The following is a 13,344-nucleotide window of genomic DNA, read 5'->3' on the forward strand; positions in this document are numbered from 1 at the left end:
GAATCCATGACCAACCGTCGTTCATTCCTCAAGCAGGCCGGCATTCTGGCGGCCGGCATTCCTCTGGCCTCGACCGTGAACCTGCCGGCACTGGCCGCTGCCCCGGCGCCCTTGCCCAAGGACAAATGGGACCAGTTGCGTCAGCTGTTCACGCAGGACCCGAACTACCTGCACTTCGCCAACTTCCTGGTGACCTCTCACCCGCGTCCGGTGCGTGAAGCCATCGAGATGCACCGCGCCAACCTCGATCGCAACCCCGGCCTGGCCATGGACTGGCATCGCGGCGAAACCGAACGCCGCGAAGAAGAGGTACGCGTCTGGGCCGGGCGCTATTTGAAAGCCAAACCGTCGCAGATCGCCCTGACCGGCAGCACCACCGAAGGCCTGGCGATGATCTACGCCGGCATCCACGTGCGCCCGGACCAAGAAATCCTCACCAGCGAACACGAGCACTACGCGGCCAACAGCGTGTTCGAATACCGCACCCAGAAAGACGGCACCCAGGTTCGCAAGATCAAATTGTTCGAAGACCCGTACAAGGTCTCGACCGCCGAAGTGCTGGCCGCGATTGAACGCAACATCCGCCCCGAGACCCGCGTACTGGGCATGACTTGGGTGCACTCCGGCAGCGGCGTGAAGCTGCCCATCGGCGAGATCGGCAAACTGGTGGAAGAGAAAAACCGTGGCCGCGAGGACAAGGACCGCATCCTCTACGTGATCGATGGCGTCCACGGTTTCGGTGTGGAGAACGTCGACTTCCCGGACATGCACTGCGATTTCTTCATCGCCGGCACCCACAAATGGATGTTCGGCCCACGGGGCACCGGGATCATCTGCGCCCGTTCCGACGAGCTCAAGGACGTGACCCCGACCATCCCGACGTTCTCCGAAGCCACGCAGTTTTCCACGGTGATGACCTACGGCGGCTATCACTCGTTCGAACACCGCTGGGCATTGACCGAAGCCTTCAAGTTGCACCTGGACCTGGGCAAGGCCGAGGTCGCGGCACGCATCCATGACATCAACAGCTACCTGAAAAAACGCTTGCAGCAGCACCCGTCGGTGGAGTTGGTCACACCACTGTCACCGGAGTATTCCGCCGGTTTCACCTTCTTCCGCATCAAGAACCGCGACTGCGAAGAAGTCGCCAATTACCTGATGGATCAGCGCGTGGTGTGCGATGCCGTGGACCGTGATGTCGGGCCGATCATTCGAGTGTCGCCGGGGTTGCTCAATACCGAAGCGCACATCGACAGGTTGATGGAACTGATGGCCAGCCGGCTCTGACCCACCGATTTCAAGAAGCGAGAACCTCTATGAAAAGCCCCCTCAAAAACCTCGGCGCCCTGATGCTACTGGGATTGCTCGGCAGTACCGTGCCAGGCTTGGCCCAGGCCTATACGGCGCCATTACCGGGCAAAGTGTTCAAGGATTGTCGTGACTGCCCGGAAATGGTCGTGCTGTCCGCCGGCACCTTCACCATGGGCACCCCGGACGACGAAGTCGGCCGCGAGCCTGATGAAGGCCCGATGCATGAGGTGACGTTCGACAAACCCTTCGCCATGAGCCGCTACCAGATCACCGCCGGCGAATGGAACCAATACATGAAGGAAACCGGCATCACCCTGCCCGATGGCGACACCCGCCCCGGCCGCGCGTGCAGCAACGGCAAGCCGAGTTACCCCCAGGGCCCGCGCCAGCCGGCGGTGTGCATGAACTTCGCCGAGGTCAGCGCCTACGTCGCCTGGCTGTCGATGAAAACCGGCCAGCACTACCACATCGTCAGCGAAGCCCAGCGCGAGTACGCGGCCCGTGGCGGATCGACGGGAGCATTCCCCTTCCCGTTCGACCCCGGCACCGAATACAGCATCGCCACCCACGCCAACACCTACGGCCCGACCGACGGCTACAGCTACAGTTCGCCGGTCGGCAGCTACCCAGCGAATGCCTTCGGCCTATATGACATGCACGGCAACGTCTACGAGTGGATCGCCGACTGCTACCACCCGGACTACGTCGGCGCGCCCACCGACGGCAGCGCCTGGACCGAGCCCGACTGCGACACCCTGCGCATCCGTGGCAACGACTGGGGCGAAGCACCGGTGTTTTCCCGTTCGGGCAACCGCAACGACATCGACCCGCAGACCCGTGGCGACTGGATCGGGTTTCGTGTAGTACGCGACCTGACGCCCAACCTCTGAGCCCTTCCACAATCCCTGTGGGAGCGAGCTTGCTCGCGAAGGCGTCGTGTCAGCCAACATAAAATTTTCTGACCCGCCGCTTTCGCGAGCAAGCTCGCTCCCACAGGGGGTTATGTAACTCCCCAGCCACCAGTCGCCCCGCCTATAAATTAAGCCCTCCATCAGACGTTCTACTGGGTATCTGCCTCAAGACCCAAGGAACCTTCTGCTCATGACCCAGCCAACGCGCGGTGCAATTCATGAATTGTTCAGCCTCCTGAAACCGTTCCGGCTCGTCGTCAGTCTGTCGATCCTCCTGGGCATGGTCGGCGGCCTCAGCGTCACGGTGCTGCTGGCCACCATCAACAACGCACTGCATTCGCCGGACGGCCTGACCCAGGGCGTGGTCGCGCTGTTCGGTGGCCTGTGCCTGCTGGCCCTGGGCAGTTCGATCTGCTCGGACATCGGCACCAACTACGTCGGCCAGCACATCATTGCCAAACTGCGCAAAGAGCTGGGGGAAAAAGTACTCTCGGCGCCCATCGAGCAGATCGAGCGCTACCGCAGCCACCGACTGATCCCGGTGCTGACCCACGACGTCGACACCATCAGCGACTTCGCCTTCGCCTTCGCGCCGCTCGCCATTTCCCTGACCGTGACCCTCGGCTGCATGGGTTACCTGGCGATGCTGTCGTGGCCGATGTTCCTGATGATGGTGCTGGCGATTGCCATCGGCACCGGCATCCAGTTCTACGCGCAGGGCAAGGGTATCCAGGGGTTCATGGCTGCCCGCGACGCCGAAGACGAATTGCAGAAGCACTACAACGCCATTGCCGGCGGCGCCAAGGAATTGCGCATCCACCGTCCGCGCCGCCAGCGCATGTTCGTCAAGGGCATCCAGGGCACTGCCGATTTCATCTGCGACACCCAGGTGCGTTCGATCAACACCTTCGTGATCGCCAAGACCCTCGGCTCGATGCTGTTCTTCGTGGTCATCGGCCTGGCGCTGGCCCTGCAATCCTTCTGGCCCAGCGCCGACCAAGCGGTGATGAGCGGATTCGTGCTGGTGTTGCTGTACATGAAAGGCCCGATCGAACACCTGGTCAGCACCTTACCGATCGTGAGTCGGGCGCGCATCGCCTTTCGCCGCATCGCCGAACTGTCGAGCCGGTTTTCCTCGCCGGAACCGCACCTGCTGCTCAACGACCCAGGCACCCCGCCGGCCGTGGTCAACAGCCTGCAACTGAACAACGTCAGCTACGCCTTCCCCGCCGCTCCGGGCAGCGACGCGTTTCGCTTGGGCCCGGTGAACCTGAGCATCGCGCAAGGCGACATCATTTTCATCGTCGGCGAAAACGGCTGCGGCAAGACCACGCTGATCAAGTTGCTGCTGGGCCTCTACGCCCCGCAACACGGCGAAATCCTGCTCAACGGCCAAGGCATCGACGCACACAATCGAGACGACTACCGCCAGTTGTTCACCACGATCTTTGCCGACTACTACCTGTTCGATGATGTGGTGCAGGGTGACCAGCACATCCCCGAAGATGCCAATGCCTACCTGCAACGCCTGGAAATTGCGCACAAGGTCAGCGTCAGGGACGGCAGTTTCACCACCACCGACCTGTCCACCGGCCAGCGCAAGCGCCTGGCGCTGGTCAATGCCTGGCTGGAAGAACGCCCGGTACTGGTGTTCGACGAATGGGCCGCCGACCAGGACCCGACCTTCCGCCGCATCTTCTACACCGAGCTGCTGCCGGACCTCAAACGCCTGGGCAAGACCATCATCGTCATCTCCCACGACGACCGCTATTTCGACATGGCCGATCAACTGGTGCGCATGGAGTCGGGCCGGGTCATCACCGAGCGCGCGACCGCCTGACAGCGCTGGTTGCACGCAGGTTGTTGTTTTTTGAAGTTTGTTTTCCGGTTTAGGCAAAGTGGTCCGTCTAATAATAATTATCATTAACTAAAAAACTGCACACACCCTTCTGGAGCGATTCGAGCAATGCAAAGCCTTACTCTGTCCCGCGCCCCCTTGGCATTAGCCATCGATCGGCAAAAGAAATTCCGAACGGTCGTGCCGGGCGCGCTGTTGACCCTGTTGCTGCTGGGCACTTCCCAGGTCGAGGCGGCCCCGGTGAACGTCAACGTGCCGGCCCAGTCGCTGGCCAGTGCATTGCGCGAACTGGGCCAGCAGACCAACCTGCAGATTCTCTACAGCCAGGACATGGTCAACGGCATCAAGTCCACGGCGGTGTCCGGCAACATGGAACCGGAACAGGCACTGAAAACCTTGCTGCTGGGGAGCGGCATCAATTTTCAGTTGAATGGCAACACTGTGTCGCTGGTGCCAGCGGTCGGTGACTCCAGTGCATTGCAGCTGGGTGCGACCTCCATCACCGGCGTGGCGTTGGGGCCGACCACCGAGGGCACGCACTCCTACACCAGTGATGAAGTGACCATCGGCAAAGGCAACATCAAGGTCAAGGACATCCCGCAGTCGGTGTCCGTCGTCACGCGCCAGCGCATGGACGACCAGAACATGAACAGCCTGCAGGACGCCATGCGCCAGGTCACCGGCACGACCATCAAGACCTACAACTCCGGCTCCAGCCTCAACGACGTCTACATGCGCGGCTTCCTCGTCGACCAGGTGCAGGTCGACGGCGTCTCGCAACCCACCGGCCAGGGCGACATGGCCACCAGTTTCGACCTGGCGATGTACGACCGCATCGAAGTGCTGCGCGGTCCGTCGGGCCTGTACCAGGGCGCGGGTGAACCCGGCGGTACGATCAACGTGGTGCGCAAGCGCGCCCTGGGCAAATTCGCCCTCGGTGGCGAACTGGCCGCTGGCTCCTACGATCACTACCGTTCCATGGTCGATGTCACCGGCCCGCTGAACGACCAGGGCACCGTGCGCGGCCGCTTCATCACCGCCTACGAGAACAACCAGTCCTACGTCGACTACGCGCAGAACGAACGCCCGATGGTCTACGGTCGCCTGGAGTTCGACCTCGACCCGGCCACCACCCTGTCGGTCGGCGGCGCTTACCAGAAGAACAACTCCACCCCGGCCTTCGGCTTGCCGGCCTATGCCGACGGCACCTTGCTGGACGTTCCGCGCTCGACCTTCGTCGACGCCAAGTGGAACACCCTGAACGAGAAGGTCTGGGAATCCTTTGCCGAAGTTGATCACGAACTGGACAACGGCGGTCAGTTCAAGACCACCCTGACCTACCGCGATGCCGAAACCCCGGAGCGTAACTTCACCTGGGCCGACGGCGCGGTCGATCCGGCCACCGGTGACAGCTGGGCCGTGGCCTACGACTACTACACCCACATCAAGACCATCGGCGTCGACAGCTTCGTCACCACGCCCTTCGAGTTCGCCGATCGCCGCCACGAGTTCACCCTGGGCGCCGAGTACCAGCACCTGGACAAGGACTTCACCTACGGCGGCGGCGAGTACTTCCCGATCAACGTGTGGGATCCGGGCAGCATCGACATTCCCCGCAACGACTATGCGCACGTCAACGGCAACTGGTCCAAGTCCGACCAGTACGGGGTCTATACCCGTGCCAAGTTCAACGTCACCGACTGGCTCGATGTCATCGGCGGCAGCCGCGTAACCTGGTACGAAGCCGACGCGAAGAACGCCAACGCCTTCTTCAACAACTTCGGCGAAGCCCACACCAGCATCAACCGCAAGGTCGTGCCGTACGGCGCCCTCATCGGCAAGATCACCCCGGAACTGTCGACCTACTTCAGCTACACCGGCGTATTCAAACCGCAGAGCGAAATCGGCGCGGACGGCGAGCCGGTCGGCCCGCGCGAAGGCAAGCAATACGAGATCGGCCTCAAGCGCGAATTCTACGACGGTCGCCTGAACGCCAGCATCGCGGCCTTTCGCATCTACGATGAAAACCGTGCCGAATACGACAACAACTCCGGTGCCTACATGACCGAAGGCAAGGCACGCAGCGAAGGCTGGGAAACCGAGCTGAGCGGCAACCTGACCGAAAACTGGAGCATCGTCACCGGTTACGCCTACACCTCCACCAAGTTCCTGGACGGCGACGCGGCCAACAAAGGCAATACTTTCAGCACCATCACGCCCAAGCACAACTTCAACCTGTGGACCAAGTACGAGTTCACCGACGGTCCGCTCAAGGACTTCAGCGTCGGCGGTGGCGTGCGGGCGGTCAGCGACACCTACTACCAGCGTGACGTGAAGTTCCAGCAAGGCGGCTATGCCATCACCACAGCGCAGGTCGGCTACAAGTTCAACGAAAACCTGTCGTCGACACTGACCGCCAACAACCTGTTCGACCGCAAGTACTACGATCGCGTCGATGCGTCCTGGGGCACCAACTTCTACGGCGACCCGCGCACCGTGACCCTGAGCCTGCGCGCACAGTACTGATTGCCGGTAGCTAATGCCTGTCAGCCGAGGCGCAGAACCTGTGGGAGCGAGCTTGCTCGCGATGACGATTGCACAGTCAACATCATCGTTGACTGACATTGCGCTATCGCGAGCAAGCTCGCTCCCACAGAAGTTGCAGCGGCCAAAGCCTTGCCCGGTTCTGTTTTCTGTGGCGTGTATGTGACAACTCGGCGCTCTCTGCCTATCCTGCAAGGCAGTCTTTGCCCCCCTCACAACACACCATTCATGGATCGAAAATGGCGACGCCAGCGGATGACCCCAACAGCGCCATCAATGAGCAAGGTAGCCGCGCGAAGCTGTCCAGGCCCCTGCCCATCGACCTGCGCGGACTGATTCTTTTCTTCGTCCTGCTGTCGGTCCTCGCGACGTTGTGCAACAGCCTTTACGTCGCTTACCGGGTGCAGCGTCAATCCCTGATCCATACGACGCTTGAGGCCAACGCAGCCTATGCCGCAAAAGTCGCTTCCAGCATCGGTGAGTTCCTGAATTCGGCGCACAGTCGCTTGAACTACAGCGCCAACACACTTGGCCGGCACTGGAACGACCCCGAAGTGCTGCGCAAAGAAGCCATCCGCCTGCAAGCCCAGGATGCCGACTTCAACTCCATTGCCATTGTGGATGCGGCAGGCAAAGTCCTGCAGGCCTATCCGGATACCTCGCAGATTGTCGGCGCCACGTTGACGTCGGAAGGCATCCAGCAGGCGCTCAAGGAGCGTCGTCCATCGGTCAGCGCCGCTTACGTTTCCGCGGCGGGCAACCTGGTGGTGTTCATTTCACAACCGGTTTTCAACCCGTCAGGGGCGCTCCTCGGCGTCGTCGGCGGCTCGGTCTACCTGCTCAAGCAAAGCACCTTTCATACGATCATCAGCCGTCACTTCCATCACGAAGGGACCTTTGCGTTCATCGCCGACGGTAATCGGCGGCTGCTGTATCACCCGGACCAGAAGCGCATCGGTGAGGTCCTGGGCTGGAGCCTGACGGTCGATGCGGCCTTGCGCGGCGAACGTGGCTCCCTGGAAGGCCCGAACTACAAAGGTGTGCCCATGCTCGCCGGTTTTGCCCAGGTGCCGGACGCCAACTGGGCGGTTGTCGCGCAACAACCCCGGGACCTCAGCCTGGCGCCGCTGGGACAACTCATGCGCGACATGGTCCTGGGCATGATCCCTGCCGGGCTGTTGGGCCTGGGGCTGATTTTGCTCGGGACCGCCCTGATCGCCCGCCCGTTGCGCCAGTTATCGGCAGCCGCCGACCAGTTGGCCGCCCCGCAAACGACCGAGCAACTGCGGCAAGTCCATGCCTGGTACCGCGACGCATCGGCCATTCGCCAGGCCATGCTGACCGGTGTGCAGCTGCTCCAGCAAAAGCTTGGCCAGCTCAGCCACGAAGCGCAAAGCGATCCCCTGACCGGCCTGGCCAATCGAAGGGCCATGGGCGGCGTACTGGATCTGCTGGCAAAAACCGGGCAAGCCTATTCGGTGCTGGCGCTGGATATCGATCACTTCAAAAAGGTCAACGACACCTTCGGGCATGACGCCGGTGACGTGGCCCTGAAAGAGGTCGCCGGCATACTCAAGCAGAACTCCCGGACCGGCGACCTCGCCTGCCGCTCCGGTGGTGAAGAGTTCGCGCTGATCCTTCCGGATACGCCGCTGGATACCGCCAGGGTCATTGCCGAGCGGATACGCGAGCACATCGCACAGACCGAGGTGCCGCAGGTTGGAAAGCTGACGATGTCCATCGGCGTGGCTTGCCGGAGTGCGGACACCCCGATGCCCGAAAGCGTACTGAAACTGGCCGATGAGCGTCTCTATCGGGCCAAGCAGAGCGGGCGCAACCGGGTGATGGCGTAGACGTCGCGTGATGGCCGGGAAAAACCGGTCGATTCAGGCCGTCACTGCGTGGGCTCCTTTACTTCGTCCTTCGAACCACTTGAGGTCGCGGCATCCTTTTCTGCCGCTTGCGAATCGGCGCCGGAGTTTGAGCCCGCGGCCTCCTCGCCCTTCTTGTCGGCCTTCTCGTCTTTGGATTCAGCAACCTGCGGCTGGTTGATGCCAGGAACGGCAGCAGGCGGGACAGCGGAACCCGCCGTCGCGTTCTCGGCGACCAGCGCAAAAAACCAGCCCGTCGACAGCAGACCCGCAGCCATGAGGGCGAGCATTTTCCTGTTCATTATTTGGGTCTCCCCGGTGAGGTATAAAACCTTGGAAGACCCGACATCGGGAAAGGTGCTGGCTCGCTGACGAACGGTGAGGCGCCGGGGTCAGGAACCGACCTTGTTGTCGTGAGCGGCGGCCCGTAGTTGCTCGGTATCGACGCGGACAAACGTGGAGTCCCCGACAGCGGTCAGGACGTCCCCGGCGAAAATCTCACAGATGACGCGACTTTTGCGCCCGACATCACCCTCGACTCTTGCCCGCAATGTCAGGCGTACGCCCATCGGGGTAGGCTTGATGTACTTGATGCCCAGGTTACCGGTGACGCAGGTGACGTGGGGCAAACTGCCCACTTCGCGCTGTTCGGCGCGGTAGTGATAAGCCATCGCGGCCCAGTTGGAGTGGCAATCGACCAGCATCGCGATCAAACCGCCGTAAACCAGACCCGGCCAGCCGCAATACTTGTCATCGGGCATATGCTCGGCCATGACATGCACCCCGTCTTCATGCCAGAAGCTCTTGATGTGCAGCCCGTGCGGGTTCTGGCTGCCGCAGCCATAACAAACGCCTTCAGGTGCGGCGATGTCTTGAAGCGAAATGTCCTGCGTGGTCATGGCGTGTTCATCCTAGTAGCAGGTGGTTCAAAGCGGGTCAGGTCGCACCGGATCGCAACGGCTGATCAATAAGGAGGAGACGCTTTTCTCTTTCCCGGCGGGAGTGAACGGCGGGTAGCATCGGGCCGATGTCGATATTACATAGCCGATACGCGATGCGGAAGATAGCTCGGCAACCCCCTCCGTGGCTTGAGAACTATTCCTTCAGGCGTGAGAATTGCTGAACCACAAATGCTCCTACGGTGACCGCGCAGGCTACCCACGCACACGCCACCTGCCAATGCCTGAAAGGGCCGAGTACATCCCCCATCAGAAAACCGGTCGAAAGCAAAAACATAAACAATGGAATGGCCGCCAGGATGACACGTGGAATCGCCATGCCCCACCGCCACCAGGCACCAGGTGCAAAGCGCCGCGCGCCCCAACGAGTCAACACGGTCAGCCCCGCCAGCAAAGGGGCAAAAATAATCAGCAGCAGCGGAAAGATGTAGAGCGTCAACGTGAGTTCGACTTCCCCGCCATCCTCGCCGGGCGTGTAGAAACTTTCCACCCAGATGTCCCTGCACAGGGCGGCGGTGAGATAAATGACGGCGACTGGGGCGATGGGGAATATCAGGCAACTGATGAGGTTTTTTCTAAAAGTTCGCATCGGCTATGTCACTCCACCAACGACTTCATATGCGTGGCGAAATCATCCTGTATCGGCTGGAACCCGCAGCGAAGGTAAAAGGCAGCGCCTTCGGGTGTGTCCGTGGACAGTCGCACAACGCGGAAATGCCTGGACGCCAGTTCCAGCAGTTGCTGCACCAACGCTTTGCCCACATTCTGGCCCCTTGATGCACGTGCGACGTAGACCCGCCGTAATCGCCCTACATCCGATTCGGCAAATTGGTCTGACGAAAGACCGCCTATGGCAACCAGCCGCCCGTTGCGAAACGCCCCGAAAAGACACTCACCCTGCTGATCGAATCGATTGGCACCGCTTTCCCATTCCTCGATCAACCGGGAGAGGAACCTGAAGCCCTCTGCAACGGCCTCCGTTTCCAACTCCCGGATTTGCGGCGTAATCCCTGAGATTTTAAGTATCGCCAATGGGTTCGTTGACGTGACCACTTGCAGGTTACTGCCAGACTTATCTGCGTGGTTCGCTTCGCGCCCGGCTTTCAAGACTCACTCTCGGTAGCGTTTACGGGTGTGCACAGCTCAACCAGCGTTCCGTCAGGGCATCGAACGTAAGACACGGTTTGCCCCCAGGGCTTGGTAGTCGGGGCAGCGATTTCGCTAGCGCCTGTTCGGATCGCTTTGGCATGGGCCGCGGGGACATCCTCGGTTACCAGCCCGACTTCGATGCCTAACGGTTTGAGGGATGAGTGCGCCGGGACATGACCGGTGCTGAAGTTCGATGCGGCCAGTTCATCGGCGGCGAATGCCAGCGCGGTTTCGCCGGTTTCCAGTTCGCCATAAGTGCCTGACTCATGGAGGAATCGAACGCTGAGCCCGAAGGCCGATGAGAAGAACTTGAGAGAGGCCTCTACATCCTTGACGTAGATGATCAGGTAGCCAAATTTCATGAACGAACACTCCTTGTCGTGCCAATCGGGCGATGAATTTAGCAGTTTTGAGTGAAGTGTCGAGGGACTGCTTTTTTTGGTTCTTCACGCAGTACCTGTAGGAGCAGCCGGTCGACGCTCGATTGCTGGCGATGTTCTCAAGTGCGCCGCGTTTATCCAGTTCTCACGCGTCATCGTTAACGACCATCGCTGCGATGCGGCGACCCGACAAGCCAGCTCCTACAGGTATTGCGTTATCCGTGTTAAGCGGCCTACAGGTTACTTCATGAAAGCCACAACGCCTTGCGTCGTTGCCTACAGGTACGCCAGAATCCGCCGGCTTGTGCGCCTTGGGGGTGGTCGGTAACTTGGTTCGGGTCACTGATTGTCAGTGATCGGGTTTAGTAGCCCGTGGTTACCCAGGGTGTATAGCCCATCAAATAGTCAGGTATCCATCCCTGCACTTTATGGTGGCTGTGTGCAGGGCGCCCTCGGGCGCGCCGGCTCCCTGGGTCCCCGGTCTACTAACCTGCGCACAGCTACCGCCCTTCTTATTAGTAGAGAGGCGGTGGTAGCTCACTAACAGGACCCAAATCTATGTTCAAGGTAACTCCGAATCCGCCGGACACCGACCCGGCCTCCCCACACGAAAGTCCCGAATCAAGACGAGTCCACGAAACCGCCGAATGCGCCTTCGATCCAGGCCCCAACATCATGGCCACCCCGCGCACACTCAGTACCATGTTCATCGTGAACCCCGAACTCAGTACCGAAACCCTGTTGGTGCACGCTTGTGAGTCGTTGGCGTCGGCCAATGTCATGGCCAACGATCTGGTGGATCATTTACAGGGGACAAGTCGCAATGTGCTGTTGGGGATTGCGCAGGTGATCATGCTGGGGGAACTGGCGGTGAATCGGGCGCTGGATCGGCTTGATCCGCCCTGACCACAATATCCAGATCACCGATAGACCTGTGGGAGCGAGCTTGCTCGCGATGGCGTTGGGTCAGACACATAGATGTTGAATGTACGACCGCTATCGCGAGCAAGCTCGCTCCCACAGGGGTTGTGCTTAACTGATCGACCTCAGGGCAATTCCCACAAATCAGACCAGGCTTTCGCTGATCTGCGCCGCCAGTTGCACCAGCATCCCCGGCACTTCCTGGACCATCTCGCCCATGCGCGCAAAGTCGTGAGTCATGCCGGTCTTCACCTCCAGCACCAGAGGTTGCCCTGCGGCCCGCAGTTTTTCGGCCCAGGCCAAACCTTCATCGAGCAATGGATCGTACTCGGCCAGCCACAGCACCGTCGGCGTCAGGCTTTCCACGCGCTCCGCGTACAGCGGTGAAAAACGCCAGTCGGCACGATCCGCTTCGCTGCGTTGGTATTGCTGGTAGAACCATTCCAGCGTGGTGGCTTCCAGCAGATAGCCTTCGGCGAATCGCTCAAGCGACGGTCGTTTTTTTACCGCGTCGATCACCGGGTAGAGCAACACTTGCAGGCGCGGCACCAGCGGCCATCCCAGCGGGTCCTGGGCCATGGCGATGCACAGCGATGCCACCAGGCTGCCGCCGACGCTATCCCCTGCCAGCGCAATGCGCCTCGCGTCCAGTCCCAAGGCTTGGGCACCGGTAACAGCCAGCCAACGCGTTACGTCTTCGGCATCGTTGTAAGCGGTGGGGAAACGGTGTTCCGGCGCCAGCCGATAATCCGCCGACAAGACGGCAAATTCCCCAGCCAGCGCCAGACGCCGGCACAGGGTGTCGTGGGAATCGAGGCTGCCCACCACGTAGCCGCCGCCATGGAAGTACAACAACACCGGGCGCGGCTCGTTGTGCGGTTGCGGTTTGGCGTACAGCCGCGCGTTGAGCACATGCCCGTCCCGCGCGGGCAGGCTGACCGCCGTCACAATCAATGCGCCCGTCGGGGTGGCATCGAGCAACTGCGACGTTTGTTCGAATTGTTGTCGGGCTTCGCCAGGCGTCAGCTCGTGCATGGGTTGGCTTTTGCCGCTGAGGCGGCCGAACTCGGCCAGCTCCAGAAAACCTTCGATGTCCGGGTGCAGTGCCATGGGCGGTAGTCTCCAAAAAATAAACAGGCTTGCCCTGGTAAACGAACCGGGAGGGTCGTTCATTAGGGGGAGCTCAAGAACTGCTCAAACCGAATGACAATCTGTGGCCAGGACCACTTCCCTGTGGTGAGGGGGCTTGCCTGTGGCGAGGGGGCTTGCCCCCGTTCGGCTGCGAAGCAGTCGTAAACCAGAACAATGCGGTATGCCTGAATAACCGCAGTGGCTGGTTTTGGGGCCGCTTCGCAGCCCAACGGGGGCAAGCCCCCTCGCCACAGGCAAGCCCCAAATCACAGGCAAGCCCCTGACCACAGGCAAGCCCCAGACCACAGG

12 protein-coding genes are annotated in these 13,344 nt (G+C 60.9%); 6 read left to right on the plus strand and 6 right to left on the minus strand.

Features of this window, described 5'->3' with window-relative positions:
* Positions 1-6: 6 nt before the first annotated feature.
* From KW841_RS20080 to KW841_RS20100, 5 genes are all read left to right on the plus strand, one after another.
* Positions 7-1,287 carry an aminotransferase class V-fold PLP-dependent enzyme gene (locus KW841_RS20080; protein WP_218479378.1) on the plus strand — a complete coding sequence of 427 codons (1,281 nt, stop codon included), beginning with the start codon at positions 7-9 and terminating at the stop codon, positions 1,285-1,287.
* A gap of 29 nt (positions 1,288-1,316) precedes the next feature.
* Complete coding sequence (locus KW841_RS20085; protein ID WP_218479380.1) at positions 1,317-2,201, plus strand: formylglycine-generating enzyme family protein; 885 nt, start codon at positions 1,317-1,319, stop codon at positions 2,199-2,201.
* A gap of 211 nt (positions 2,202-2,412) precedes the next feature.
* On the plus strand, positions 2,413-4,062 hold the full coding sequence (locus KW841_RS20090; protein WP_218479382.1) for a cyclic peptide export ABC transporter: 1,650 nt from the start codon (positions 2,413-2,415) through the stop codon (positions 4,060-4,062).
* Positions 4,063-4,188: 126 nt separating this feature from the next.
* On the plus strand, positions 4,189-6,606 hold the full coding sequence (locus tag KW841_RS20095) for a TonB-dependent receptor (protein WP_102701327.1): 2,418 nt from the start codon (positions 4,189-4,191) through the stop codon (positions 6,604-6,606).
* 257 nt (positions 6,607-6,863) lie between these two features.
* Positions 6,864-8,477, plus strand: a complete 1,614-nt coding sequence (locus tag KW841_RS20100; protein ID WP_218479384.1) for a diguanylate cyclase — start codon at positions 6,864-6,866, stop codon at positions 8,475-8,477.
* Between the two features lie 41 nt (positions 8,478-8,518).
* Here KW841_RS20100 and KW841_RS20105 read toward each other — a convergent pair whose 3' ends face one another.
* The 5 genes from KW841_RS20105 to KW841_RS20125 all read right to left on the minus strand — a co-directional run bounded on the left by KW841_RS20105 (position 8,519) and on the right by KW841_RS20125 (position 10,965).
* Positions 8,519-8,797, minus strand: a complete 279-nt coding sequence (locus KW841_RS20105) for a hypothetical protein (RefSeq protein WP_218479386.1) — start codon at positions 8,795-8,797, stop codon at positions 8,519-8,521.
* 90 nt (positions 8,798-8,887) lie between these two features.
* Positions 8,888-9,394 (minus strand): PaaI family thioesterase, encoded by a 507-nt coding sequence (locus tag KW841_RS20110; RefSeq protein ID WP_218479388.1) that lies wholly within the window; start codon positions 9,392-9,394, stop codon positions 8,888-8,890.
* A 196-nt stretch (positions 9,395-9,590) separates the two neighbouring features.
* On the minus strand, positions 9,591-10,043 hold the full coding sequence (locus KW841_RS20115; RefSeq protein WP_104447999.1) for a hypothetical protein: 453 nt from the start codon (positions 10,041-10,043) through the stop codon (positions 9,591-9,593).
* 8 nt (positions 10,044-10,051) lie between these two features.
* Entirely contained in the window at positions 10,052-10,507 is a 456-nt protein-coding gene (locus KW841_RS20120) for a GNAT family N-acetyltransferase (RefSeq protein WP_218479474.1), read from the minus strand.
* Between the two features lie 50 nt (positions 10,508-10,557).
* The gene (locus KW841_RS20125; RefSeq protein ID WP_218479390.1) at positions 10,558-10,965 is read right to left on the minus strand and encodes a VOC family protein; all 408 of its coding nucleotides are present in this window, start codon (positions 10,963-10,965) and stop codon (positions 10,558-10,560) included.
* Positions 10,966-11,541: 576 nt separating this feature from the next.
* On the opposite strand from KW841_RS20125, the gene KW841_RS20130 reads away from it, so the two are divergent.
* Positions 11,542-11,889: a DUF6124 family protein gene (locus KW841_RS20130; protein WP_218479393.1), complete on the plus strand. Its 348-nt coding sequence runs from the start codon at positions 11,542-11,544 to the stop codon at positions 11,887-11,889.
* Between the two features lie 159 nt (positions 11,890-12,048).
* Here KW841_RS20130 and KW841_RS20135 read toward each other — a convergent pair whose 3' ends face one another.
* Positions 12,049-13,014: an alpha/beta hydrolase gene (locus KW841_RS20135; RefSeq protein ID WP_218479394.1), complete on the minus strand. Its 966-nt coding sequence runs from the start codon at positions 13,012-13,014 to the stop codon at positions 12,049-12,051.
* Positions 13,015-13,344 lie beyond the last annotated feature (330 nt).

Origin of the sequence: Pseudomonas sp. PDM28, assembly GCF_019219115.1 — a bacterium.
GTDB classification, from domain to species: Bacteria; Pseudomonadota; Gammaproteobacteria; order Pseudomonadales; family Pseudomonadaceae; genus Aquipseudomonas; species Aquipseudomonas laurylsulfatiphila.

Bases quoted from the DNA above. Each gene is read 5' to 3' on its own strand.
- KW841_RS20115 (WP_104447999.1), bottom strand. From the start codon at position 10,043: ATGCGAACTTTTAGAAAAAACCTCATCAGTTGCCTGATATTCCCCATC.
- KW841_RS20130 (WP_218479393.1), top strand. From the start codon at position 11,542: ATGTTCAAGGTAACTCCGAATCCGCCGGACACCGACCCGGCCTCCCCA.
- KW841_RS20095 (WP_102701327.1), top strand. From the start codon at position 4,189: ATGCAAAGCCTTACTCTGTCCCGCGCCCCCTTGGCATTAGCCATCGAT.
- KW841_RS20110 (WP_218479388.1), bottom strand. From the start codon at position 9,394: ATGACCACGCAGGACATTTCGCTTCAAGACATCGCCGCACCTGAAGGC.
- KW841_RS20125 (WP_218479390.1), bottom strand. From the start codon at position 10,965: ATGAAATTTGGCTACCTGATCATCTACGTCAAGGATGTAGAGGCCTCT.
- KW841_RS20105 (WP_218479386.1), bottom strand. From the start codon at position 8,797: ATGAACAGGAAAATGCTCGCCCTCATGGCTGCGGGTCTGCTGTCGACG.
- KW841_RS20090 (WP_218479382.1), top strand. From the start codon at position 2,413: ATGACCCAGCCAACGCGCGGTGCAATTCATGAATTGTTCAGCCTCCTG.
- KW841_RS20100 (WP_218479384.1), top strand. From the start codon at position 6,864: ATGGCGACGCCAGCGGATGACCCCAACAGCGCCATCAATGAGCAAGGT.
- KW841_RS20135 (WP_218479394.1), bottom strand. From the start codon at position 13,014: ATGGCACTGCACCCGGACATCGAAGGTTTTCTGGAGCTGGCCGAGTTC.
- KW841_RS20085 (WP_218479380.1), top strand. From the start codon at position 1,317: ATGAAAAGCCCCCTCAAAAACCTCGGCGCCCTGATGCTACTGGGATTG.
- KW841_RS20080 (WP_218479378.1), top strand. From the start codon at position 7: ATGACCAACCGTCGTTCATTCCTCAAGCAGGCCGGCATTCTGGCGGCC.